Source organism: Roseovarius sp. SK2, from assembly GCF_028807495.1.
Classification (GTDB): domain Bacteria; phylum Pseudomonadota; class Alphaproteobacteria; order Rhodobacterales; family Rhodobacteraceae; genus Roseovarius; species Roseovarius confluentis.
This window is the reverse complement of record NZ_JARAMK010000002.1, coordinates 439,220-463,577: the sequence shown is the minus strand read 5'-3', so window position 1 is coordinate 463,577 and position 24,358 is coordinate 439,220. Positions and strand designations below refer to the sequence as shown.

General features: G+C 63.7%; 27 protein-coding genes and 1 tRNA gene. 19 read left to right on the top strand and 9 right to left on the bottom strand.

Going from position 1 to position 24,358, the window contains the following annotated elements:
- The first annotated feature begins 18 nt into the window (after positions 1-18).
- The 4 genes from rapZ to PVV74_RS06515 are packed head-to-tail and all read left to right on the top strand — an operon-like array spanning position 19 to position 2,561.
- Positions 19-954: an RNase adapter RapZ gene (gene rapZ, locus PVV74_RS06530; protein ID WP_274592638.1), complete on the top strand. Its 936-nt coding sequence runs from the start codon at positions 19-21 to the stop codon at positions 952-954.
- Positions 951-1,334, top strand: a complete 384-nt coding sequence (locus PVV74_RS06525; RefSeq protein WP_274592637.1) for a PTS sugar transporter subunit IIA — start codon at positions 951-953, stop codon at positions 1,332-1,334. Before rapZ ends, PVV74_RS06525 begins: the two co-directional genes overlap by 4 nt.
- 32 nt (positions 1,335-1,366) lie before the next feature.
- Positions 1,367-1,645 carry an HPr family phosphocarrier protein gene (locus PVV74_RS06520; protein ID WP_103762485.1) on the top strand — a complete coding sequence of 93 codons (279 nt, stop codon included), beginning with the start codon at positions 1,367-1,369 and terminating at the stop codon, positions 1,643-1,645.
- A 7-nt stretch (positions 1,646-1,652) separates the two neighbouring features.
- Positions 1,653-2,561, top strand: coding sequence for a lysophospholipid acyltransferase family protein (locus PVV74_RS06515; protein WP_274592636.1), 909 nt, complete (start codon positions 1,653-1,655; stop codon positions 2,559-2,561).
- A 103-nt stretch (positions 2,562-2,664) separates the two neighbouring features.
- On the opposite strand, the gene PVV74_RS06510 is transcribed toward PVV74_RS06515, so the two are convergent.
- Positions 2,665-3,540 carry a 3-hydroxybutyryl-CoA dehydrogenase gene (locus PVV74_RS06510; RefSeq protein ID WP_103762085.1) on the bottom strand — a complete coding sequence of 292 codons (876 nt, stop codon included), beginning with the start codon at positions 3,538-3,540 and terminating at the stop codon, positions 2,665-2,667.
- A gap of 157 nt (positions 3,541-3,697) precedes the next feature.
- Between PVV74_RS06510 and PVV74_RS06505 the strand changes: the two genes are divergently transcribed.
- A complete protein-coding gene (locus PVV74_RS06505; RefSeq protein WP_274592635.1) occupies positions 3,698-4,534 on the top strand; it encodes a DUF6473 family protein in 837 nt (278 codons plus the stop codon).
- Between the two features lie 108 nt (positions 4,535-4,642).
- On the opposite strand, the gene PVV74_RS06500 is transcribed toward PVV74_RS06505, so the two are convergent.
- The 7 genes from PVV74_RS06500 to PVV74_RS06470 form a co-directional block, all read right to left on the bottom strand.
- The gene (locus PVV74_RS06500; RefSeq protein WP_103762087.1) at positions 4,643-5,572 is read right to left on the bottom strand and encodes an electron transfer flavoprotein subunit alpha/FixB family protein; all 930 of its coding nucleotides are present in this window, start codon (positions 5,570-5,572) and stop codon (positions 4,643-4,645) included.
- A complete protein-coding gene (locus tag PVV74_RS06495; RefSeq protein ID WP_103762486.1) occupies positions 5,572-6,330 on the bottom strand; it encodes an electron transfer flavoprotein subunit beta/FixA family protein in 759 nt (252 codons plus the stop codon). Before PVV74_RS06495 ends, PVV74_RS06500 begins: the two co-directional genes overlap by 1 nt.
- 176 nt (positions 6,331-6,506) lie before the next feature.
- Entirely contained in the window at positions 6,507-7,310 is an 804-nt protein-coding gene (locus PVV74_RS06490) for a hypothetical protein (RefSeq protein ID WP_103762088.1), read from the bottom strand.
- Positions 7,311-7,399: 89 nt separating this feature from the next.
- Complete coding sequence (locus PVV74_RS06485) at positions 7,400-7,972, bottom strand: cob(I)yrinic acid a,c-diamide adenosyltransferase (protein WP_274592634.1); 573 nt, start codon at positions 7,970-7,972, stop codon at positions 7,400-7,402.
- 2 nt (positions 7,973-7,974) lie between these two features.
- A complete protein-coding gene (locus PVV74_RS06480) occupies positions 7,975-8,187 on the bottom strand; it encodes a twin transmembrane helix small protein (protein WP_103762089.1) in 213 nt (70 codons plus the stop codon).
- Positions 8,188-8,295: 108 nt separating this feature from the next.
- Positions 8,296-9,126 carry an SDR family NAD(P)-dependent oxidoreductase gene (locus tag PVV74_RS06475; protein ID WP_274592633.1) on the bottom strand — a complete coding sequence of 277 codons (831 nt, stop codon included), beginning with the start codon at positions 9,124-9,126 and terminating at the stop codon, positions 8,296-8,298.
- A gap of 51 nt (positions 9,127-9,177) precedes the next feature.
- On the bottom strand, positions 9,178-9,879 hold the full coding sequence (locus PVV74_RS06470) for an SH3 domain-containing protein (protein ID WP_274592632.1): 702 nt from the start codon (positions 9,877-9,879) through the stop codon (positions 9,178-9,180).
- Between the two features lie 145 nt (positions 9,880-10,024).
- Between PVV74_RS06470 and parC the strand changes: the two genes are divergently transcribed.
- Positions 10,025-12,343: a DNA topoisomerase IV subunit A gene (parC, locus tag PVV74_RS06465; protein ID WP_274592631.1), complete on the top strand. Its 2,319-nt coding sequence runs from the start codon at positions 10,025-10,027 to the stop codon at positions 12,341-12,343.
- A gap of 66 nt (positions 12,344-12,409) precedes the next feature.
- Positions 12,410-12,868 carry a YHS domain-containing (seleno)protein gene (locus PVV74_RS06460; protein ID WP_274592630.1) on the top strand — a complete coding sequence of 153 codons (459 nt, stop codon included), beginning with the start codon at positions 12,410-12,412 and terminating at the stop codon, positions 12,866-12,868.
- 68 nt (positions 12,869-12,936) lie between these two features.
- Here PVV74_RS06460 and PVV74_RS06455 read toward each other — a convergent pair whose 3' ends face one another.
- The gene (locus PVV74_RS06455) at positions 12,937-14,319 is read right to left on the bottom strand and encodes a cytochrome P450 (protein ID WP_274592629.1); all 1,383 of its coding nucleotides are present in this window, start codon (positions 14,317-14,319) and stop codon (positions 12,937-12,939) included.
- A gap of 153 nt (positions 14,320-14,472) precedes the next feature.
- On the opposite strand from PVV74_RS06455, the gene PVV74_RS06450 reads away from it, so the two are divergent.
- From PVV74_RS06450 to PVV74_RS06395, 12 genes are all read left to right on the top strand, one after another.
- Positions 14,473-15,141 (top strand): hypothetical protein, encoded by a 669-nt coding sequence (locus tag PVV74_RS06450; protein WP_274592628.1) that lies wholly within the window; start codon positions 14,473-14,475, stop codon positions 15,139-15,141.
- 161 nt (positions 15,142-15,302) lie between these two features.
- On the top strand, positions 15,303-16,478 hold the full coding sequence (gene tuf / locus PVV74_RS06445; protein ID WP_103762095.1) for an elongation factor Tu: 1,176 nt from the start codon (positions 15,303-15,305) through the stop codon (positions 16,476-16,478).
- A gap of 105 nt (positions 16,479-16,583) precedes the next feature.
- Positions 16,584-17,048: a thermonuclease family protein gene (locus tag PVV74_RS06440; RefSeq protein WP_274592627.1), complete on the top strand. Its 465-nt coding sequence runs from the start codon at positions 16,584-16,586 to the stop codon at positions 17,046-17,048.
- A 132-nt stretch (positions 17,049-17,180) separates the two neighbouring features.
- Complete coding sequence (locus tag PVV74_RS06435; protein WP_274592626.1) at positions 17,181-17,837, top strand: CatB-related O-acetyltransferase; 657 nt, start codon at positions 17,181-17,183, stop codon at positions 17,835-17,837.
- Between the two features lie 255 nt (positions 17,838-18,092).
- Positions 18,093-18,947: an FAS1-like dehydratase domain-containing protein gene (locus PVV74_RS06430; protein WP_245890441.1), complete on the top strand. Its 855-nt coding sequence runs from the start codon at positions 18,093-18,095 to the stop codon at positions 18,945-18,947.
- Positions 18,944-20,182: a CoA transferase gene (locus PVV74_RS06425; protein WP_245890415.1), complete on the top strand. Its 1,239-nt coding sequence runs from the start codon at positions 18,944-18,946 to the stop codon at positions 20,180-20,182. Before PVV74_RS06430 ends, PVV74_RS06425 begins: the two co-directional genes overlap by 4 nt.
- A gap of 91 nt (positions 20,183-20,273) precedes the next feature.
- Positions 20,274-20,349: transfer RNA gene (locus PVV74_RS06420), tRNA-Trp, on the top strand.
- 181 nt (positions 20,350-20,530) lie between these two features.
- Entirely contained in the window at positions 20,531-21,532 is a 1,002-nt protein-coding gene (locus PVV74_RS06415) for a response regulator (protein WP_274592625.1), read from the top strand.
- Between the two features lie 210 nt (positions 21,533-21,742).
- Positions 21,743-22,600, top strand: a complete 858-nt coding sequence (locus PVV74_RS06410; RefSeq protein ID WP_274592624.1) for a hypothetical protein — start codon at positions 21,743-21,745, stop codon at positions 22,598-22,600.
- 133 nt (positions 22,601-22,733) lie between these two features.
- Positions 22,734-22,931, top strand: a complete 198-nt coding sequence (secE, locus tag PVV74_RS06405) for a preprotein translocase subunit SecE (protein WP_057796846.1) — start codon at positions 22,734-22,736, stop codon at positions 22,929-22,931.
- Between the two features lie 191 nt (positions 22,932-23,122).
- On the top strand, positions 23,123-23,656 hold the full coding sequence (gene nusG / locus PVV74_RS06400; protein WP_103762490.1) for a transcription termination/antitermination protein NusG: 534 nt from the start codon (positions 23,123-23,125) through the stop codon (positions 23,654-23,656).
- Between the two features lie 81 nt (positions 23,657-23,737).
- Positions 23,738-24,325, top strand: coding sequence for a hypothetical protein (locus PVV74_RS06395; protein WP_274592623.1), 588 nt, complete (start codon positions 23,738-23,740; stop codon positions 24,323-24,325).
- Positions 24,326-24,358: the final 33 nt, after the last annotated feature.

Below are 24,358 nucleotides of genomic sequence, written 5' to 3'. Positions count from 1 at the left end.
AATGAGGAGTGGCCCGCGATGCCGGCAGGCCCGATAAGCAACAGACTGGTTCTGGTGACCGGCCCGTCGGGTGCCGGGCGCACCACGGCGATCCGTGCTTTGGAGGACATGGGGTTCGAGGCCATCGACAACCTGCCGCTGTCCCTCTTGCCGCGACTGATCGAGGGCAATGGGCCGGACAAGCCGCTGGTGCTGGGCGTGGACACGCGCAACCGGGATTTCTCGACCAATGCGCTGATCGAGGTGATCGACACGCTGAGCGCGGATGCGACGGTGCATTTGCAGGTGCTTTATCTCGACAGCAGCGCCGAGGTGCTGACGCGCCGATTTTCCGAGACGCGCAGGCGGCACCCGTTGGCCCCGGCGGAGACGCCGGATGCTGGGATCGCGCGGGAGTTCGACCTGCTGGGCCCGATCCGGGCGCGGGCGGATATCCTGATCGACACGTCGGAATTGTCGCCGCACGATTTACGCGCGGAATTGTCGCGCTGGTTCGCGCCGGGCGATGGCGGGCAGATGTCGGTCTCGGTTCAGTCGTTTTCCTACAAGCGCGGGCTGCCGCGTGGCCTGGACATGGTGCTGGATTGCCGGTTCCTGCGAAACCCCTATTGGGAGGCCGGCCTGCGCGGATTGACCGGGCAGGACGCGCTGGTGCGGGCCTATGTGGGCGATGACCCGATGTTCGAAGGCTTCGCCGCGCGGGTCGGTGACCTGGTGCGGCAGTTGCTGCCGGCCTACAAGGCAGAGGGCAAGGCCTATCTGGCGATCGGCTTTGGCTGTACCGGCGGGCAGCACCGCAGCGTCACGATGGCAGAAACCTTGTCCGAGTCCCTTGCAGAGGCAGGCTGGCAGGTGTCTATAAGGCATCGCGAACTGGAACGGCGCGGCTTGCTTGCGCCGTCCGGCCCCGGCGAAAAGACCGAGGCGAAGCAGAAAGGAGACATCGGGGCGTGATCGGGATCGTGATCGTGGCGCATGGCGGGCTGGCCCAGGGCTATCTGAAGGCGATAGAGCATGTCGTCGGTGGGCATTCGGGTATTCAGGCCATCCCGATCGAGGGTGATTTCGACCGGTCCGAAAAGCAGGATGAGATCTGCCGCGCCGCCGACGAGGTGGATACCGGCGACGGCGTTCTGATCGTGGTGGACATCTTCGGCGCGTCGCCGGCGAACCTGTCGCTCAAGGCGTGCCAGCCCGAGAACCGCCGCATCCTGTACGGGGCGAACCTGCCGATGCTGCTGAAGCTGGCCAAGAGCCGCGATCTGTCGGTGCCCGAGGCCGCCCGCGCCGCCCTGGATGCAGGGCGCAAGTATATCGACAGTCACTCCCCGTAAAGTGGGCCGGACAAAGAAAGACCAAGACCGAAATGACAGACACCGTCACGCGCGAGATCGAGATCGTCAACGAGAAGGGCCTGCACGCGCGTGCGGCGGCCAAGCTGGTGGAGGTGGTCGAGGGATTCGACGCGCAGGCCGAGGTCAGCCATGATGGCCAGACCACGGGCGCGGACAGCATCATGGGTCTTTTGATGTTGGCAGCGTCGCGTGGAACGACTATTGACGTGCGAGCCTGGGGGCCCGACGCCGAGGCGCTGGCGGATGCCGTGAGCGCGTTGGTGGCCGACCGGTTCGGCGAGGACATGTAGGCGCGCTATGCGCGGCGGGACGGGAACAGACCACGTGGCGGAAAAGGCGCAGGATCAAAGCGGCGACGGATCGCCCGGGTCGGTCAATTTCACGAAATATGACCGGCGCAGCCTGACCTATGCCAACTCTTTTGACAGTCCCGGCACGGCCTTCACCATACGGGCGGTCGAATGGTTCACCGGCAAGCTGACGATCATCAAGATGATCCGGGAGTTCGAGAAAAAGGGCGCCCCCACGGGACAGCCCTTCTGGCGCGCGGCGCTCGATACGATGGGCATCCCGCTGCTGACCCCGCAGGAGCAGATCGACAATATCCCCGAGACCGGCCCGGTGGTGATCGTTGCGAACCACCCGCACGGGCTGGTGGACGGAATGATCCTGGCCGACCTGATCGGGCGGCGGCGCACCGATTACAAGATCCTGACGCGGGCGCTGTTGACCGGGATCGACGAGGTGGCGGCGTCCTACATGATCTCGGTGCCATTCCCGCACGAGCCGGACGCGCAGCGCAAGTCGGTGGAGATGCGGGCCAAGGCGATGGCACATCTGAAGGAGGGCGGCGCGATCAGCGTGTTCCCGTCGGGTGTGGTGGCGTCGTCCGACAGCCTGTTCGGGCCCGTGAGGGAGCGTGAATGGAACGTCTTCACCGCGCAGATGATACGACGGTCGGGCGCGACGGTTGTGCCGATCTATTTCCCGGGCGCCAATTCGCGCGCCTACCAGATGGCCAATTGCATTTCGCCGACCCTGCGCCAGAGTCTTTTGCTGCACGAGGTGGTGCGGGGCTGCAATCACCCGCAAAAGCCGGTGGTGGGGCCGCCGATCACGCAAGAGCAGATGGAGCTTTTGGACAAGGACCCGCGCGGGTTCATGGCGTGGTTGCGCGAGCATACCCTGAGCCTGGGCGAGGGGTGACGTTCAGGAAGGTGGGTTTCACCCACCCTACGCGACGGAGCAGCGCGTGGGTTATCACCCACCCTACGACGGCGTGCCGAAGTCGCTTGGGTTTTCAGCCTCGTCAGCGGGTCGGGACCGGTTCCTCGCCGCGATAATCGTAGAAGCCGCGACCGGTCTTGCGGCCGAGCCAGCCGGCCTCGACATATTTCGTCAGCAGCGGGCAGGGGCGGTACTTGGTGTCCGCGAGCCCGTCATGCAGCACGTTCATGATGGCAAGGCAGGTGTCCAGGCCGATGAAATCGGCCAGTTCCAGCGGGCCCATCGGATGGTTCGTTCCGAGTTTCATCGAGGTGTCGATGGAAATGACCGAGCCGACGCCCTCGTAGAGCGTGTAGACCGCCTCGTTGATCATCGGCATGAGGATGCGGTTGACGATGAAGGCGGGGAAATCCTCGGAACTGGCGGCGGTCTTGCCGAGATTTTCGACCACGGCGAGGCAGGCGTCGTAGGTGGGTTTGTCGGTGGCGATGCCGCGGATCAATTCGACCAGTTGCATGACCGGCACCGGGTTCATGAAGTGAAAGCCCATGAATTTCTCGGGGCGGTCGGTGCGGCTGGCAAGCCGTGTGATCGAGATCGACGAGGTGTTCGACGTCAGGATCGTGTCGGGGCCGAGATGCGGGACGAGATCCTCGAAGATGGCCTGTTTGACGGTCTCGCGCTCGGTGGCGGATTCGACGACGAGGTCGGTGGCGCCAAGCTCCGGCAGGTCGAGCGTGGTGGTGATGCGCGACAGCGCGGCGTCGCGGTCCTCGGCCGTCATCTTGTCGCGGCTGACCATGCGGTCCATGTTGGACTTGATCACGCCGACGCCCTTGTCCAGCGCCTCCTGATTGATGTCGTTGAGCAGGACATCATAGCCCGCGACGGCCATCACATGCGCGATTCCGTTGCCCATCTGTCCGGCGCCGACGACGCCCACCTTGCGGATGTCCATGCAGGTCCCTTTCGCTTTTGCGACACCATATGCCCCGTGCCGCGGGCGCTGCAAGGGAAAGCGGCCGTTAAAATTGTAGTCGATTTGCGCCTTTAACGGAATCGCAAGGCCTGCGGCCCAAAGCTGGCAATTAGGTGAGCTGAATGAGGTAGGCGTAATGTCCTTTCATGGCGAGGGCCGCTGGAATGCGGCGCCGGAGGCGTGCCGTTACGGGGCGTCGAAGCTGGCGTTTCGGGGGCCGAAGCGGAGCCTGAAGAGTGAGTACGTGGCGTTCATCGGCGGAACGGAGACCTATGGCAAGTTCGTCAGCCGGCCTTTCGCGCAAGCCGTCGAGGCGGCGACGGGCGTGGCATGTGTCAACCTCGGCCAGCCCAACGCTGGGATCGACGTGATGCTGGGCGACCCGGGGCTGGCACGGATCGCGTGGGGGGCGTCGGCGGTGGTGTTGCAGGTGCCGTGTGCGGCGAACCTGTCGAACCCGTTCTACAAGGTGCATTCGCGACGCAACGATCGCTTTCTGCGGGCCGAGCCGTCTTTGCAGGGCTTGTTCGCAGAGGTGGATTTCACCGAGTTCAGCTTTACGCGGCATATGCTGATGCATCTGCGGACGGTGTCGCCGGAACGGTTCGGGGTGCTGCGGCAAGGACTGGCGCAGGCCTGGGACGCGGGAATGCGGCGGCCGATCGCGGAAATCCGGACGCCGGTGGTCCTGTTGTGGTTTTCCGAGCGCGCCCCGGAGCAGGATGATGACACGGTCGAGACACGGTGCGAGCCGGTGCTGGTGGGGCGCGAGATGCTGGCGGGTTTGCAGAGCCACGTGGTGGCGGTTGTGGAGGCCAGCGACATGGCGTGGGGCGGTCAGGGCGCGGGGTGTCACCCACCCTACGCGGCGGGGCGCAAAGAGGACGTGCCTCGGACCCTGCCGGGTCAGGCGGCGCATGACGCGGTGGCGGAGGCGTTGATCCCCGTGTTGGCGGGGGTCTTGGATCCGTGAAAGTTTGAACGGGCCGGTCGCGCGTGGGTTTTCACCCACCCTACACGTGCCCAAAACGAAAAGACCCGCCACGAGGGCGGGTCAATTCGGTGTCATATGCGGTACGGTTCAGCCGAGTTTCTCGGTCAGTTCCGGCACGGCGGTGAAGAGATCGGCCACGAGGCCGTAATCGGCGACCTGAAAGATCGGCGCTTCTTCGTCCTTGTTGATGGCGACGATGACCTTGGAGTCCTTCATGCCGGCAAGGTGCTGGATCGCGCCCGAAATGCCGACGGCGATGTAGAGATCCGGCGCCACGACCTTGCCGGTCTGCCCGACCTGCCAGTCGTTGGGGGCATAGCCCGAGTCCACGGCCGCACGGGACGCGCCAACGGCGGCGCCCAGCTTGTCGGCGAGGTTCTCGATCAGGGCGAAGTTCTCTTCCGATCCGATGCCACGGCCGCCGGAGACGACGACGCCCGCCGAGGTCAGCTCGGGGCGGTCGGATTCGGCAACCTTGTCCTCGACCCATTCCGACAGGCCGGGGTTGTCGGCGGCGGAGATGGTCTCGACCGAGGCCGAGCCGCCGTCGCCGGCGGCGTCGAAGGTGGAGGTGCGGAAGGTGACGACCTTCTTGGCATCCGAGGATTTCACCGTCTGGACCGCGTTGCCGGCGTAGATCGGACGCTCGAACGTGTTGGCGTCGACCACGCCCGAGGCGTCGGAGATCACCATGACGTCCAGCAGTGCGGCCACGCGGGGCATCACGTTCTTGGCGTCGGTGGTGGCAGGCGCCACGATATGTTCGTAATCGCCCGCGAGCGACACGATCAGCGCGGCGGTGGATTCCGCCAGGCGGTGGCCCAGCGAGGCGTCCTCGGCCACGAGGACCTTGGAAACACCGTCGATCTTGGCGGCGGCGTCACCCGCGGCGGCGGCGGAGCCCCCGGCACAGAGCACGGTCACGTCGCCCAGCTTGGAGGCGGCGGTGACGGCCTTGGCGGTGGCGTCGAGCGCCAGTTCGCCGTCGTTCACTTCGGCAAGTAGAAGTACAGACATTACACGGCCCCCGCTTCTTTGAGTTTGGCGACAAGTTCATCGACCGATCCGACCATTTCGCCGGCCTTGCGGGCCTCGGGCTCTTCGGTCTTGACGATTTCGAGGCGCGGCGCGACGTCGACGCCGTAATCGGCGGCGGTTTTCTCGTCGAGCGGCTTTTTCTTGGCCTTCATGATGTTGGGCAGCGACGCATAGCGCGGCTCGTTCAGGCGCAGGTCGACGGTGACGATCGTGGGCATCTTGACCTTGATCGTCTGCAGACCGCCATCGACCTCGCGGGTGATGACGGCGTGGTCGTCCGCGACATCCAGCGACGAGGCGAAGGTGCCCTGGCTCCAGCCCAGGAGGGCAGAAAGCATCTGGCCGGTGGCATTCATGTCGTTGTCGATCGCCTGTTTGCCGGCAATCACGAGGCCGGGCTCTTCTTCCTTGACGACGGCGGCAAGGATCTTGGCGACGGCGAGCGGCTCGATGTCGGTGTGCACGTCATCGGCGGCCTCGACCAGGATGGCGCGGTCGGCGCCCATGGCCAGCGCGGTGCGCAGGGTTTCCTGCGCTTGCTTGACGCCGATGGAGACGGCGACGACCTCGTCGGCTTTGCCGGCCTCTTTCAGGCGGATGGCCTCTTCGACGGCGATCTCGTCAAAGGGGTTCATCGACATTTTGACATTGGCAAGATCGACGCCCGATCCGTCCGCCTTGACGCGGACCTTCACGTTGTAGTCGATCACGCGTTTGACAGGCACGAGCACCTTCATCGGCATGGTCTCCCTAAAAAATTGCGCAGAGCCGCTGTGATACGACCCCGCCCCTTGCTCTGGGGCGTTAGATACAGAACTGTTAGCCGGGGAAACAGGGTAAAATCGTCACGTTTCCGACTTGCGACGTCGCGTTTCCGGTGCGGTATGGGGAATCTGCGCGCAAAGCGGGGGCGTCAGGGCGTAATGCCGTGTTTCTGGGCCAGTTCGTGCAGCACCGATTCCTCGGGCGGGGTGCCGTTGAAGCGGTTCTGGAGCCGTTCGCGCACGCGGCGGCCGTAGAAATGGATGGAAACGGTGTCGTCCTTCACCTTTTTCCAGACCTTCCACGCCGCGCGGAAATAGATGCGCCGGTCTTCGAACAGCACGGGATAGAGCACGTGCGGGTCCAGCGCATGCTTGAACTCGTCGTTCTTGTGCAGGAAATGCGACAGCGCCTTGGGGCCCCACGCGCCCCACGGCATTTCGGAAACATGCATCGGGTCGCCAGCCTCGGCACGGGCGCGCATTTCTTCCTTGTGGCGCGGCATCATCCAGGGCGGAATGGCGTATTCGTCTTCGCAAAACTCGATCAGGCTTTGCAGTGAGGGGGAGGAAGCGGGCAAGGCCATCACGCCGTTGGCGACGACCTTTTCGTTCTCGCGCCCGAAGAAGAAGCCGTCCTTGGGAATGAAGGGCTTGAGGCAGTAGGCGTCGGTGTCGGACCAGATGATGCCGTCGTTCTTTGCCAAAAGGTGATAGCGGAACTTGTCGGCGTGAATGGCCGGGCTGCCGGTGCGTTCGTGTCGCACGATCGTGTCGGGGTCGGGCAGGATATCAGAGGCCGGTGCCAGTTCGACGCCTTTCGGGCAATCCTCGACGCCGTGGTAGGAGAACATCACAACCGGGTGCCCGGCATCGACAAAGGACGTAACGCAAAGCCGTTCGATGAAGCCCAGCGGCGGGCCGTCCCAGAACATGGCGATGGTGGGCAGGGACATGGACCTCTCCTTGCTGCTCGGGCCGGGCGTTGGATCGCCCGGCATTTGCGCGTCAGGATGTCACTACTGCCCGGTGTGCGCCAGTTATTTCAGCGGTTGGCGCCGGGGGTCCAGAGCACGTCGTCGCGGCCCGAATCGTTGGCCATGCGGGCGGCGACGAAGAACCAGTCGCTGAGGCGGTTGAGGTATTTGACCGCCGCGGGATTGACGTGTTCCATCGTTGCGAGTTCCACCGAAAGCCGCTCGGCGCGGCGCGAGACGGTGCGGCAGAGATGCAGATGCGCCGAGAGCGCCGAGCCGCCGGGCAGGATGAAGCTGCGCAGGGGTTCGAGCACCTTGTTCATCGTGTCGATCTCGGTCTCCAGGCGGGCGACCTGGCTGTCGACCATGCGAAGGGGCGTGAATTCGGCCTTGTCGTCGTTTTCCATGTCCGGGCGGCAGAGATCTGCGCCGAGATCAAACAGGTCGTTCTGGATGCGCGACAGGGCGGCGTCGGTTTCGCCCTCGGCGTGCAACCGGGCAAGGCCGACGGTGGCGTTCACCTCGTCCACGGTGCCGTAGGCGGTGACGCGCATGGAGTGCTTGGCCACGCGAGAGCCGTTGCCGAGCGCGGTTTCACCGTGATCGCCGGTCTTGGTGTAGATCTTGTTGAGAACGACCATGTTTATTCACCTCCCATTTGGCGGCGGATATAGACGAAAAGCAGGATGAGGACCACCGCGACGAACTGTGCGATGATGCGCCAGCGCATGAACTTGTTCGAGCGCTTGGCGTTGTCGATGCCTTCCTTGCCGAAGTTCGAGATGCCCAGGATGAGGACGACGGCGACGACGCCGCAGGCGAGTGCGACAAGGATGAAAAGGGGGTCGTTGAGCATGTGGGACTCTTGGTTTTTCCGGTCAGGGGCGGAGGTAGCCCGTCTGTGTCAAAAGGCGAATGGGGTATGGTGACGCGGGGGCGCTTGCCACCGTTCCGGGCCGTCTTGCTACAGTTTTGCCTGTATCCAGTCGAGGGCGCTGGTGGGCAGGATGCGTCGCAGAATGTCCAGAAGGTAGGTCGGCGTGGTGACGAAGTAGCGTGGCCTGGGGCGTGGTGACTCCAGCGCGTGGATCAGCTTTTTCGTGACGGCGGGGGCGGGCAATTCGAACGTGTCTGGGCCGCTGCTTGTGTAGAGGCGCGGTATGAGGCGTTTTTCGTAGAGCGACCGGGCGGGCGCGTTTTCCCAGTCGATCCAGCGTTCGAAATGCGGGATCGAGTTGACGCGGATCTTGGAGGTGACGGGCCCGGGTTCGATCAGGACGATATGGATGGGCGTGTCGCGCATCTCGATCCGCATGGTGCTGGTCAGTCCTTCGAGCGCGTGCTTGGTTGCATTGTAGGCGCCGCGCATGCGCAGGGTGGCGAAGCCCAGCACCGAGGAGTTCTGCACGATGCGGCCATGCCCTTGGGCCCGCATCACCGGGATCACTTGCCGCGTGAGGTCGTGCCACCCGAAGAAGTTGGCCTCGAATATATCGCGCAGGGCGTCGGTGGGCAGGTCCTCGACCATCCCGGGGCAGCCGAAGGCCCCGTTGTTGAACAGCGCATCGAGCGTGCCGCCGGTGGCCTCGAGCACCTCGGTCAGCCCGGAGGTGATCGTGTCGGGCTGTTGGTAGTCTATGAGGGGGCTGTCGAAGCCTTCGGCCCGCATCCGCGCGCAGTCCTCTTCCTGTCGGCAGGAGGCGAAAACGCGCCAGCCCCGGGCCCGCATGCCGTGCGCCGCGTCGTAGCCGATGCCCGACGAACAGCCGGTAATAAGAAGGGATTTCCGCGTCATGGCCGGACCTTGGCGCGGTCCGGCGCTATATGCAATCGCTTTGAGTGGAAATCACCGAGCCGGCGCGCTGACGAGCCAGTCGGCCATCCAGCCGGTTTCGCCGGTGTCGAGAACCTCGAGTTCAAGCCAGCCGTTGGCCGCCGTGCCGAGCACGGCCACTTCGACACCTTCGGCAAGATTGCCGACGCGGGCGAAATCCGTGCCGGGACCGCCGCGCATGTTGGCGGAAGTGGCGGTCACGTAGCGGATGTCGCCGCTGGTCATGCCAGAGCGCGCCGTGCGCGCCGCGGCTTCGGCCTGCTTGCGCAGCTCGGCTTGCGAGGCTTGATGCTCAAACAGTTCAATGGCGCCGGGCCAGTGTTTCTTGACCTCGTCCGCCGCAGCGCCGCCTTCGTCAAGAGCGGCAAGCACGGCGTTGTCCTCGTCGCTGCTTTCCGTCAGGAAACGGGCCTTGTCTTCCACCCGCTCGGTTCGGGCGGTTTCCTGCGCCGACCCGGCTTCGGACATGTCGCTGAGCGAGGCAAGGGTGATCTGAAAACGCTCGGGCTTGTCTTGCTCGGGCAGGTCGATGACCTCCGGCTCGACAGGTTCGGCCGGTTCGGCAGGTTGCGCGTCGGCGACGGTTGTCTCGGGCTCCGCGGCGTTCGCCTGGGCCTGGATGGAATTGTCACGCGGAGCGTAATCGGCACCGCCGCTCATCTCCCAGAAGGCGAAGCCAAGAAATGCAAAAGTTACCAAAATGAAGCGCCACATTGCGCGAATCCCCCGGGGCAGCAAAGTCAATTTCTTGTTATAGAACACAAGTTACACGATTCGGTTCCCACGGGCATGGGAAAAGGTGCGGAATCTTCCCAACCTGTGCTTTACCTGTGCAAATGCGGGGGGTATCACAGCATCTATGAATGATTTGGTCGATGACCCCAACATAGGCCCCGAGAGCGGGGGCGATGCCGTGGCGGAGCCGCTGCGCCGGGCGATCGGCGAGCGCTACCTGACCTATGCGCTGTCGACGATCATGCACCGGGCGTTGCCGGACGCACGCGACGGGTTGAAGCCGGTTCACCGGCGGATCCTGTTCGCCATGCGCGAGCTGCGGCTGAGCGCCAGCGGGGGCTTTCGGAAATCCGCGAAAATCAGCGGCGACGTGATGGGCAACTATCACCCCCATGGCGATGCCGCGATCTATGACGCGATGGCGCGTCTGGCGCAGGATTTCAACGTCCGCTACCCGCTGGTCGACGGGCAGGGCAACTTCGGCAATATCGACGGGGACAACCCGGCCGCCAGCCGCTACACCGAGGCGCGGCTGACCATCGTGGCGGAGGCCCTGCTGGAAGGGCTGAACGAGAACGCGGTCGATTACCGGGACAATTACGACGGCACGTTGACCGAGCCTGTGGTGCTGCCGGCGCAGTTTCCGAACCTGCTGGCCAACGGGTCGAGCGGGATCGCGGTGGGGATGGCCACGAACATTCCGCCGCACAATATCGCGGAACTGGTGGATGCCTGCCTGCATCTGATCAAGACGCCGGACGCGCGGGACGACACGCTGTTGAACTACGTGCCGGGGCCGGATTTTCCCACGGGGGGTATCATCGTGGAGCCGCCCGAGGCGATCGCGCAGGCTTATCGCACGGGCAAGGGCGGGTTCCGGCTGCGGTGCCGCTACGAGGTAGAGGACCTTGGCCGCGGGCAGTGGCAGATCGTGGTCACGGAAATCCCCTATCAAGTGCAGAAGTCCAAGCTGATCGAGAAGCTGGCGGAGGTCATCCAGACCAAGAAGGTGCCGATCCTGGCCGACGTGCGGGATGAGAGCGCCGACGACATCCGCGTCATTCTGGAGCCGCGGTCCAAGAACGTGGAGCCCGAGGTGCTGATGCAGTCGCTGTATCGCAACTCGGACCTGGAGGTGCGGTTCAGCCTGAACATGAACGTGCTGGTGGACGGGGTGACGCCCAAGGTCTGCAGCCTGAAGGAAGTACTGCGCGCCTTCCTTGATTTCCGGCGCGAGGTGCTGATCCGGCGCAGCGAGCACCGGATGGAGAAGATCGATCACCGGCTGGAGGTGCTGGAAGGGCTGATCGTGGCCTTCCTGAACCTCGACCGGGTGATCGACATCATTCGCTATGACGACGACCCCAAGGCGGCGCTGATGCGCGAGGATTGGGGGCGGGAGTTCACCCGCGCCCGGGACGAGGCGGATTACGTGCCGCCGGCCGAGGGTGGCGAGGACGGGCTGACCGAAGTGCAGGCCGAGGCGATCCTGAACATGCGGCTGCGCAGTTTGCGGCGGCTGGAAGAGATCGAGCTGGTCAAGGAACGTGACGCGCTGATGGAAGAGCGCGCCGGGCTGGAGGACCTATTGGACAGCGAAAGCCTGCAGTGGGACGCGATCTCGGACCAGCTGAAGGACGTGAAGAAGAAATTCGGCAAGGATTATGAGGGCGGCGCGCGCCGGACCACCTTTGCCGAGGCGGGCGAGGTTGAGGACGTGCCGTTGGAGGCGATGATCGACCGCGAGCCGATTACGGTGGTCTGTTCCAAGATGGGGTGGATCCGGGCCATGTCGGGGCATATCGATCTGGACCGCGAGCTGAAATTCAAGGACGGGGACGAAGGGCGGTTCATCTTTCATGCGGAGACCACCGACCGACTGTTGGTCTTTGGCACGAACGGGCGGTTCTACACGCTGAGTGCCGCCAACCTGCCCGGGGGGCGCGGGATGGGCGAGCCATTGCGCCTGATGGTGGACCTGCCGAACGAGTCCGACATCGTGGCGATCTTCATCCACAAACCGGGGCGGAAACTGCTGGTGGCGTCCTCGGCGGGTGACGGGTTCATCGTGCCCGAGGACGAGGTCGTGGCGCAGACGCGTTCGGGCAAGCAGGTGCTCAACGTGCGTGATGGCGTGCGGGCACAGGTGTGCCGGGCGGTCACGGGCGATCACGTGGCCTGCGTGGGCGAGAACCGCAAGGTGCTGATCTTCCCGCTGGACGAGTTGCCCGAGATGGGCCGCGGCAAGGGCGTGCGGTTGCAGAAATACAAGGATGGCGGGTTGTCCGATGCGACGACCTTTACGCTGACCGAGGGGCTGAGCTGGCTGGATCCGGCGGGGCGGACACGGACCGAGACCGCGCTTGAGGAATGGACGGCGCGCCGCGCGGGCGCGGGGCGCATGGCGCCGAGGGGCTTTCCGCGTAACAACCGTTTCACCTGAGATTGATTTGTCGTGTGCGGGGGGTACCGCCTAGCTTGCTTGCGGATGCATGCGAGGAGGATGGAAATGCTTTGGACGCGACGGGTATTGATCGCAAGCGGCGCTGCGGCACTGCTGGCACGGCCGGGGATGGCCGACGAGCCGCGCTGGTACCAGAACCGGGCCTATGCTGCAGACGGCGCAGACGTGGTGGCCTATTTCGGGCTGGAACCGGGTGCGAACGGGGTGGCCGGATCGGATGAGTTCGTGACCGAGTGGAACGGCGCGAAGTGGCGCTTTTCGTCTGCCGCGAACCAGGCGGCGTTCGAGGCGAACCCGCAGAAATACGCGCCGCAATTTGGCGGCTATTGCTCCTGGGCAGTGTCGCAGGGCTACACCGCGCATGGCGACAAGGATGCCTGGACGGTGCATCAGGGCAGGCTTTACCTCAATTACAACAAGTCGGTGCGCCAACGATGGTCGGGGGACATCCCGGGCAACGTGTCGAAAGGCGAGGCGAACTGGCCGAAGGTCTTGGGTGGTTAGCGTGGTCGCGCGTGGGTTTTCGTCCACCAAAGGTGGGTTTCCACCCACCCTACGTTGCGTGAGTGACGTCAGGCGACAGAGGCCGGTTGCCGGGTCGATACCGGCTCGGCCTCGAGCCAGACGCCGCCTTCGGGGCGGAGGGTCAGGATCATCACCGGGTCGGGATTGCGGCCCGCGACGGGGGTGAAACGGAAGCGGTTCAGCAACGTGCCGAGGATGATCACCGCCTCTTGCAGCGCGAAGCTGGCGCCGATGCAGATGCGCGGGCCGTCGCCGAAGGGCAGGTAGGCGTAGCGTTCCACCGATTTACGGTCGGCAAAGCGGTCGGGCCGAAAGGCGTCGGGATCCTCCCAGAGCATATGATGGCGGTGAAGCGCATATATGGGCAGGATCACCGTGTCGCCCTTGCGGATCTCGCGCCCACAGAGCGTATCATTTGCCATGGCCGTACGGGAAACCATCCCGGCAGGCGGATAGAGGCGCAGGGCCTCGTCGATGATCTGGCGCATGAAAGGGAGCTTTTCCACATGCTCGCCGGTAACCGGGCCGACGCCGCAGACCTCGCGCAATTCGGCGCGGGCGCGGTCCTGCACGTCCTGGTCGAAGGCGCAAAGGTAGAGCGACCAGCCAAGTGTGAGCGCCGTCGTCTCGTGGCCCGCGACAATGAAGGTCAGCAGGTTGTCGCGCAGCTCGGCGGTGTTCATCTGGCGCTCGGTCTTGGGGTCCTCGCCTTCCATCAGCAGGTCGAGAAGGTCCGGCACGCCATCGGGGCCACGCTGGCGGCGGGCCTCGATCGCCTCGTCGGCGATGCGGCGCATGTCGCCCACGGCGTTGCGGGAAAAGATCAGGCGGCCGGGGCGTGGTACCCAGTCGGGCGCGCCCAGCACATCGAGCAGGGAAATCTTGCCAGCTTCGGAGATATAGGCGTCGATGCCGCGATGGACCGCGTCGGCGTCGAACATGCCGTCGCCGGAAAAGGTGACGTCGGCGATGACGTCGAAGGTCGTGCGCACCATGTCGGCGGCCATGTCGATGGCGCGGGGGCCGGCCTGGGCCACGCGGTCGGCGCTGCGCTGGGCGGCGGCGGTCATGATCGGCGCAAGGTTCATCACGTTGCGGTGCGAGAACACCGGTGCGGCCGTGCGCCGCTGCCAGCGCCAATGCGCGCCCTCGGCAATGAAGAGGGAGTCGCCGATGGCCGGTTTCAGCAGGTTCTTGGTGACAAGCGACTTGGGATAGGTCTCCACCCGCTCCAGCAGCATTTCGCGGATCGCGCCGGGGTCCATCACCATGTGCCAGCGCTTGCCGGTGCGGCCTGACACCATGGGTTGGCGGGTGGCAAGCTCGGGGATGATGCTGAGCACGTTGCGCCGCGCCGCGCCGAGACTGCCGAGAATGCCCATCGGCTCGGTGACGAGGGGCACTTTGACGGGGGTGTCGGCGTGGGACATGGGGACTCCGATGATACTCGCAACAAACATAGGCGCGCCAAGGGCAGGCGGCAAACCGGCGGCGGAAATCTGCGGCAATATGGGGCAGGGCGGGAATTGCCAGCGCCGGGCGGTCTTGCTATCGCTGAAAGGGGACGGATCCGGGGGGCGGGGATGCTGCGAATACTGGCTTTGGGGTTGATGATTGCCGGCGTGGCGGCCTGTACGCGGGTGGATGACCTGGGCGATGCGCCGGTCTATTTGGGCAATTTTCATCTCGGGCATAACGTGGTGGCGGCGCCCAACCTGCAGAAAGGGCCGCTGTCGCGCGAGGCCAGCAAGGCGGCGTGGATCGCGGCGATGACAGAGGCGGTGGATGAACGGTTCTCGCGGCAGGAGGGCACGCGGCTATATCACCTGGGGATCACGCTGGAGGCCTATGTTCTGGCGCGCGCGGGCATCCCGGTTGTGGCGGCGCCGAAGTCGGTGCTGGTGCTGAAGGTCACGGCCTGGGACGACGCCAAACAGGCCCGGCTGAACGAGACGCCGGAACTGATTACCGTGATCGAGAGCCTGTCGGGCGATACGGTCGTGGGTTCGGGCCTGACGCGGACGGCGGAGGAGCAGATGCAGGTGTTGACGCAAAAGGCGGCCAAGCTGATCGAGAACTGGCTGGTGCGGCAGAACAATGCCGAGGGCTGGTTCGAGGATGATGGTCGGCCCGCCCGGTCCAAGGCCAAGGCTCGCGCTGCGGAAGCGCGGGCGGCGGCCTCGGAAGAGGAGCGGATGCAGGCGGCGGCCAAGGCGGCGTTGAAAAAGGCCGAAGCGCAGGCGGCGCAGTAGGACGGCGCAGTAGCCCGTCTGCTGTGCCTGTGTCATCCCTGCCTGCGCGGGCGTCGGAAAGACGCATGAACCGCTTGATTTTCCCGGTTGAAGCCAATAAATCCGCGGCCAGTAGCAATTCGGGCCGCGACAGGCCCCCAATAGGATAAGGCGCCCACGAGATGGCAAAGGAAAAGTTTGACCGTTCGAAACCGCACGTGAACATCGGGACCGTTGGTCACGTTGACCACGGCAAGACGACGCTGACGGCGGCGATCACGAAGTATTTCGGTGACTTCCGCGCGTATGACCAGATCGACGGTGCGCCGGAAGAGAAAGCGCGCGGGATCACGATCTCGACCGCGCACGTTGAATACGAGACCGAGAACCGTCACTACGCGCACGTGGACTGCCCCGGCCACGCCGACTACGTGAAGAACATGATCACGGGCGCCGCCCAGATGGACGGCGCGATCCTGGTGGTGAACGCGGCCGACGGCCCGATGCCGCAGACCCGCGAGCACATCCTGCTGGCGCGCCAGGTGGGCGTGCCCGCGCTGGTGGTGTTCATGAACAAGGTCGATCAGGTCGATGACGAGGAACTGCTGGAGCTGGTCGAGATGGAAATCCGCGAGCTTCTGAGCTCGTACGACTTCCCCGGCGACGACATTCCGATCATCGCGGGCTCGGCGCTGGCGGCGATGGAAGGCAACAACCCGGAGATCGGCGAAGAGAAGATCCGCGAGCTGATGGCGGCTGTCGACGACTACATCCCGACGCCCGAGCGCGCCGTGGACCAGCCGTTCCTGATGCCGGTCGAGGACGTGTTCTCGATCTCTGGCCGCGGCACGGTTGCCACGGGCCGGATCGAGCGTGGCCTGATCAAGGTCGGCGAAGAGATGGAGATCGTGGGCCTGAACAAGAACAAGAAGACGACCTGCACGGGCGTCGAGATGTTCCGCAAGCTTCTGGACCAGGGCGAGGCCGGCGACAACGTTGGTCTGCTGCTGCGCGGTATCGAGCGTGACGGTGTGGAGCGCGGCCAGGTGCTGTGCAAGCCCGGTTCGGTGAACCCGCACACGAAGTTCGAGGCCGAGGCGTACATCCTGACGAAGGAAGAGGGTGGCCGTCACACGCCGTTCTTCGCCAACTACCGTCCGCAGTTCTACTTCCGCACGACGGACGTGACGGGCACGGTGACGCTGCCCGAGGGCACGGAGATGGTGATGCCGGGTGACAACCTGAAATTCGAGGTCGAGCTGATCGCGCCGATCGCGATGGAAGACGGCCTGCGCTTCGCCATCCGCGAAGGCGGCCGCACCGTCGGCGCCGGCGTCGTGTCGAAGATCGTAGAGTGATCTGAGGCAAAGCTGAAAGTACAAGGCGGGGGAAATCTTTCCTCCGCCTTTTTTGCGTTTGATGTAATTATTCAAACACTTTGAAACTTCAGATGAGACTCGACTGTGTTTGAAAAACTAAAGGCCGCGGTTCTATTGCTCGCTACTACAACTTTTCCTGCGATCAGCCAGGACATCCCGTCGGCCTATTCAGAGTATTATGGCGTCGTAGAGCGCGTGATTGATGGTGATACGATAGTTGTTCGTTTGGAACTATGGCCCGGACTTGAAGCAGTTTATTCCGTTCGTGCCAAAGACATTGATGCACCTGAGCTGCGTGGTGCTGGTTGCCCAGCGGAAAAAACTTGGGCCGAGGAGGCTCGGGATAAAGCGGAACGGCTCTACGGTCCCGGTACAGAGATTAGAATTGAAAACGTGGAGCTTGATAGTTTTGGTCGCGCAGTTGCCGATATCAGAAGATATAGGTCGGATCGCTGGCTTTATTTCGCCAAGGAGATGGTGGACAGTGACATGGCTGAAGCTTGGCAAGAAGGGTGGCCGGACATCGACTGGTGTGAACTCGCGAAATAACGCGCAGAATGACCAAAGACTGAAACAACCACGCGTCATCCCGGACTTGATCCGGGATCTCTCTTACAAAGTCGAAAGGGCGTCCAGAACGGGCGCCCTTTTCTTTTTCGGGCTGGGGTGAGATCAAGGCGCATGGCACATCCGTTTCCCACCCCGGACACGCGCAATCCGTTGATCCTGCCCGATGGATCCGCCCATGCGGGGACGGTATTTCTGAAAGCGGTGATCGATCATCCGCGGTTCATCGTGGGCGATTACAGCTATGCCAGTGCCACGCATCCGCCCGACGACTGGGCGACGCATCTTGCGCCGTATCTGTTTCCGGTCTCGGACGAGAGGCTGGTGATCGGCAGGTTCTGCCAAATCGCGGATGGGGTGGTTTTCATCACCGCCTCGGCCAACCACCGGCGCGACGGGTTTTCGACGTTTCCATTCGCCGTGTTCGACCATGCCACGGCCGCGAACCGGCCCAGCCTGCCGGAGTGGTCGGGCCCGGACACGGTGCTGGGGCATGACGTTTGGTTGGGCAAGGATGTGCGGGTGCTGCCGGGGGCGCGGTTGGGCAACGGCGTGATCGTGGCGGCGGGGGCCGTGGTGCGGGGCGACGTGCCGGATTACGCGGTGGTGGCCGGCAACCCCGCGCGGGTGGTGAAGATGCGCTTCGACGCGGAGAACATCGCACGGCTGAACGCGCTGGCGTGGTGGCACTGGCCCATCGACCGTATCCTGAAGCATGAGGCGGCGATCTGCGGCGCGGACATGAATGCGCTGGAGCAGGCTGCGCCGTAACGGCGATTGTCGAACCCCATGAGGCAATCCGCCACAGAGCGGGCCGAGCCCCGGTAAGGCGGTTTCTCACGGTTCCGGGCGAGGGGGCAGGCCGAAGCAGGGTGGGAAACTGTTGTGAAATCAAGCGCTAGGCCGGGTTTCTGCAGTTGCAGCATCGGCGTGGCATACCGTAGTATTCCGTTAAGGTATTGAAATATTGACATTTTTTTAAGGCGGCGCAATTCTTCTCGGATGGAGGAGCACGCCTTGGACCAAGTGAACCTGTCGGCATGGAAAGGACGAACGGAGACGCGCGAAGGCGTGATCGCCCCGGCACAGGCCGCACAGATCCATGCGACCATCGGCGATACGGCACGTGACGCGCCGAAGATGGGCGAGGCGATGCCGCCGCTCTGGCACTGGTGCGCCTTCCCGCCCGTCTGCCCGCTGGAGAAGCTGGCAACGGACGGGCATCCGAAGCTGGGAGGGTTCCTGCCGCCGGTACCCTTGGGGCGCCGGATGTGGGCCGGAGGCAAGCTTAGTTTCGGCGCGCCGTTGCGCGTCGGGGTGCCCTTTGCCAGCCGATCGACCATCGCGGGGGTGACCGAGAAGGCCGGGAAAACCGGGCGCATGGTCTTCGTGTCGGTCGACCATCAGTTGAGCGCGGAGGGCGCGGTGGTGATCGAGGAGCGGCAGGACATCGTTTACCTGGACCTGCCGACCGAATTTCGCCCGCCTTTGAGACAGCCGATGCCGGAGGAGACGGTCGGACACTGGGCCCAGCCTGTCAACGAGGCGCTTCTGTTCCGGTTTTCGGCCATCACCTTCAACGCGCATCGCATCCACTATGACCTGCCCTATGCGCAAGAGGTCGAGCATTACCCGGGCCTTGTCGTTCACGGGCCGATGCAGGCCGCGTGGCTGATGCGGGCGGCGACGGATGTGAAGGGGCGGGCGCCTGACAGTTTTGCTTTCAGGGGCGTGCATCCGATGCTGCTGATCCCCGGGGAAAGCGGGGAGATGACGATTGCCGCCTGCGCGTCGGAGGAGGCGCGCGGGCTGACATTACATACCGGACAGGCCGGGCATCAATGCATGCAGGCCACCGCCACATGGGAGGAAACCACGTGAACAAGATCTTGAAAGACATGAGGGTGGTCGAGGGCTCCGCGTTTGTCGCGGTGCCGCTGGCGGGGATGACACTGGCGCAGATGGGCGCCGAGGTGATCCGGTTCGACCGGCTGGAAGGCGGCCTGGATTTCGGGCGCTGGCCGCTGGCGCCGGATGGGCAAAGCCTGTTCTGGGCGGGGCTGAACAAGGGAAAGAAGTCGGTCGCGGTGAACATGCGGTCGCGCGAGGGCCGCGAGTTGATCAGCCGGATCATCACTGCGCCGGGGCCGGATGCGGGGATGTTTCTGACCAACCTGCGGGTGCGGGGCTGGATGGATTACGCGACCCTGAGCAAGCGGCGCAGCGACCTGGTGATGGTCAGCCTGCTGGGAGACCGCGAGGGGCGGCCGCAGGTGGATTACACGGTGAACCCGTCCATCGGTGTGCCACACATGACGGGCCCGGAGGGACGCGAGGACCCGGTGGCCAGTGCGCTGCCCGCATGGGATCTGATTGCCGGCAACCTCGCGGTGTCGAGCCTGCTGGCGGCCGAGCGGCACAGGCTGCGCCACGGCGCGGGGCAGGAGGTTGTCCTGACCCTGAAGGACGTCGCGGCGGCCACGATGGCGCATCTGGGTATGGTCGGAGACGTGCATCTAAACAATAATGAGCGGGGCAAGTCAGGTAATGCGCTTTACGGGGCATATGGGCAGGATTTCGTCTGTGCCTGCGGCGGACGCGTGATGGTGATCGGGCTGACCCAGCGGCAATGGGAAGGGTTGGTCAATGCCACGGGCAAGAATGACCAGATGACGATGCTGGCCAAGCGGCACAAGGTGGACATGAGTGACGAGGGCGTGCGCTGGACGCTGCGCCACGAGATCACAACAATCCTTGCGCCATGGTTTGCGGAGCGGCGGATCGAGGAATTCGCCGGGGACTTCAACGCGATGGGCCTGACGTGGTCGGTGTTCCGCAGCACGCGGGAGGCCGTGCAAGAGGATCCGGATTTCGGTGAGGCGAACCCGATGTTCTCGATGACGGAGCAGCCCGGGATGGGTCGATTCCCAGTGCCGGGGCATCCGGCCGAATTCGGCAGCCATGGTCGCGTGCGGCCCGCGCCCGCGCCTGCACTGGGCGCGCACACCGAGGAGGTGCTGGGCGACGTGGCACGGATGAGCGATACGGAAATTTCGAAGCTCTTCGACGACGGGATCGTGGCGAGCCCGGACTATCGCAAGAAATCCGCCGCCTGAGGGCCGGACGCGGGGCGAAAAAATCCGTGCGGGCAGCGGGAAAGGGGACTTGATTCCGGCGCCCATGTGCCGTACCTGAGGCGTCGGCCTTAGGGGTATAGCTCAGCTGGTAGAGCGACGGTCTCCAAAACCGTAGGTCGCGGGTTCGAGCCCTGCTGCCCCTGCCATTCGCTTTCATGACATTGCAGCTGTCCGGCATCGCGCCTTTTGTTGGGCTGGCAATCCGTCAGAGATTGGCCACATGTCCAGCGCATCACGAAATTAACCCTAGCACGTCGCAAAGTTACCCCATTCACCCTGCAATTGTTTCCGAGATGGTGAAAACTTGTGAATGAGGGGACGTGACCCATGAAAATCATGGTCGTGGACGATGAAGAAATCATAGTTGCGCTGCTTGCGGAATACCTGAAGGAGATGGGATTCGAGGATGTTACCACGGCGGCATCGGGCAAAGAGGCGCTGGAGGTCATCGCCGCGCAGGACAGTCCTTTCGATTGCTTTCTGCTGGACGTCAAGATGGGCGGCATGGATGGAATCGAGCTGTGTTCGAGAATCCGCGAGATGCCCGAGTACTGGATCGCGCCGATCATCATGATCACCTCGGCCGCGGCCAAGCAGCACATGCACGAGGCCTTCGATGCCGGGGCGACGGATTACATGATGAAGCCCATCGAGCATATCGACCTGCGGGTGCGCATCCAGATCGCGATGCTGCTGGTCGAGACGCTAAAGAGCGAGGCCGAGAGCCGCAGCGCGCTGAAGGCCGCGCTGCGGACTTCGCCCAAAGCGGGGCAGTTCGATCCCTCGATGCGGATCACCTATTCCGATGTTCCCAACATGCGCGACTACTTCCAGTTGGAAAACAGGCTTCTGAGACTGAGCGAGGGAACTTATGCGATGACGCTTCTGTCGATCGAGATCGACGGGATCGAGAAGCTGGGCGCGCGGTTGGGTCAGGGCGATTTCCTGGATATCGTGGAGGCGGTGGCGAACATCATCGGAAAGACCCTTCCGGCCAGAGGTGCCTCGCTTTCCTATGTGGGCTTCGGCAAGTTCGTCTGCCTTGTCGTGGTGCGCAACCATATCGTGCCGAACCTTTTACAGGCGCGTATCCGGGACGCGTTCGGGGCCTTTGAGGCCGCGCACGACATACTGTCGCCCGGCGAACTGGAACTGAAAGTGGCGGCGTTGTCGAGCAAGCGGATGTTGGCGCCAGATGTCGCCATCGGCCTGATCCGGCGCTTTGTCGGCTCCCTTGGGTCGAGCGAGAACATGACGTTGCCGCCGATTTCGAAAGTGCAGGAAGGAATTTTCCGTCGGAGCAGCGGCGCCAAGAACAAGGTCGAGTGACTCTTCGGTAAACACGGCAGATCCCGCGCTGCGCATTGGCGCAGCGCGGGTGGCGCGCAACGCCGGGGTGTTTCTGCCAATTTTCTGCCCCGACAAAGCCATTTTGTGGCCACAGTTCAGCCCTAGCCCATGAATCGCAATGCGGACCCTTGGGGGAAGGACGCGATGCGGTCACCACGTGGGGGCGTGGAACCTTGAACGAGTGTTGCCATGACCACGACAGATATGCGCCGTCAGGCGCTTCAGAACGATCTTTACATCCGCAGCGAGGAACTGCCGGGGACGCCGGCGGTGGTTGCAAAGGACCCGCAGGGTATCGAAAGTAACGCAGATAATCTGGTTCGGCAGCTTCTGATCGAGGAGAAGCGCCGCACAATGCCCGAGCGGCTGCCCGATATCGCGCCGCAGGAAGAGGTCCTGAGCTGTGATGCAAAAGAGCCCGAAAAACAGCGTGAACCGGTGCGGGAATCGATTGCGCAGATTCTGAAGGCCGAGCGGGCCGTCATGCCCGAAGTGACGCGGCGCCGCCGGAGATGGCTGAGGGTGCCGCGCGTGCGCCTGCCGCGGCTGACATTGCGCCGCAGTCCTGTCGCGGACAAAAGGCAAAACGCGAACGGGTCGGCGCCGGCAACCGGGATTGCGGTGCCGCTGCACGCGCGTGTGACGCGGCGCCTGCCGGAGTGGCTGCGCAATTACCGTCCGACGAAAAAGCACATCGCCTTGGCCGTGCTGGCCGGGCTTGTGATCTACTGGCCGTTGATGGTGCCGCTCGTGGCGCTGCTGCTGGTATGGCTGGTGCTGATCGCCTACCTGACGCTGGGCCCCGACCGCTGGGGCGAGATTCTCGGTGGGGCGTGGCAGCGGCTGCATGCCCGCAAGCCGGAACTGGCCGAGCGAATACGGCAGCGGGCCGACCGATTTGCCGAGAAGTTCGACCGGCTGCTGGATTGGCTGCCGGACTCCTGGGCCGAGCGGCTGGCGCTGCCGGATTTCTCGGGGGCGCAGGAGGGCGACGACGACAGGCCCGACCCGTTCGACCGGCTGGCCGCCGAGGCGCGTCAGACCTGACGATCCGCCGCAGGGCGGGAAGGCCACAGCACGTGCACGGGGATCGTCGCAGGCGGTCTCGGCTCTTGAATTCGTGCCGCGTGCGGCGTATGTCGCGCGTCACGAGGTTTCCAACGAAGAAAGTCGCGCACCGATGGCCGTTACAAATCCGCTTCAGTTCATTCAGCAGGTCCGTGCGGAAGTCGCCAAGGTCGTCTGGCCGACACGGCGCGAGGTTCTGCTGACCACGGTCATGGTGTTCATCATGGCGGCGCTGACGGCGGTTTTCTTCGCGCTGGTCGACCTGGCGATCCGCAGCGGCCTGGAAGGTCTGCTTGGCCTCTTCGGCTGAGTCGCGCGAATTTTGGCGCTTGAGCCTTGAAATGAAGGGCAAAGGGCGGTAACTGACCCGACACTTCCAGCAGCGCGCGGCGATTCGAGCCCGCGCGCTGATTTGTTTCTGGAAGGTGGTTTGGGCCGGAAAGGCCCTTCGGAATATGAACTTTCCGGGCGCGACCCGGGCAACGAGGGATGGTGCTCAGCATGGCGAAACGGTGGTATTCGGTCAGCGTTCTTTCCAATTTCGAAAAGAAGATCGCAGAGCAGATCCGGCAATCCGTGGCCGAACAGGGCCTCGAGGAAGATATCGACGAAGTTCTGGTGCCGACTGAAGAGGTCATCGAGGTGCGCCGGGGCAAGAAGGTCACCGCCGAGCGACGCTTCATGCCGGGCTATGTGCTGGTGCATATGGAAATGTCCGACCAGGGCTATCACCTGATCAACTCGATCAACCGTGTCACCGGCTTTCTTGGTCCGCAGGGGCGGCCGATGCCGATGCGCGACGCGGAGGTGAACCAGATTCTGAACCGCGTGCAGGAAGGCGAGGATGCGCCGAAACTGCTGGTCAGCTTCGAGGTGGGCGAGAAGGTCAAGGTCAACGACGGCCCGTTCGAGGATTTCGACGGCATGGTCGAGGAAGTGGACGACGACAACCAGCGCCTGAAGGTGACGGTGTCGATCTTCGGCCGCGAAACCCCGGTCGAGCTGGAATTCACGCAGGTGACCAAGCAGGCCTGAGGCAGGCTATAAACGCCTGGACGCGGTACGCAAACTCCTGCGAGCAACCACGTCAAGGAAAGTGCCCGAGGTGTTCTGTAGATGCGCAGGTTTCTGAGTGTTCTGGCCCTGATGTCTATACCGCTTCTGGCCCCCGTGTCAGCACAAGCGGATGGCGGAGGGATTAAGTTCGATCAGGTCCCGAAAGGAAGCGCGTTCTATTACAAGTCCATTGGCGACGGGATTACCTGGGTCGAATACTACGGCGGTGTGGAGAACGGCCGCCACGTGATGCGAAAATATTTTTTGCAAGGTGGTAAGGTGAAGCCCGAACCTTTCCAGATTGCTTATTTCGATCCGGCGGGTCGCCTTGTGCGCCTCGACAAGCTGCTCTTCAAGTCCCGGCACAGCTGGGAGCCATTCGCTTGCTGGTCCTCGAATGCGGCTCACTGCTCTCACTTGCACACTGTTGTCGAAACCGCGACGGGGAAAGTCAGCGCCAGACACAAAAACAGTTTTGAGATAAAATCAAAACGCAATGGGCGTACCGTGGTCAGACATCCGAGTGGCAACAGGATCACGACTTACTACAAGCTGGATGACCGGAATTTAATTCTGGAAAGCAAACCGGCGAAGCCGGTGCTCGACAAGGGCTACAGGTTGGTGAAGCAGGGCGTGCCGCAACAGTGAAGCCGCGACATCGTGGGCCTCTGACTCTGGTCT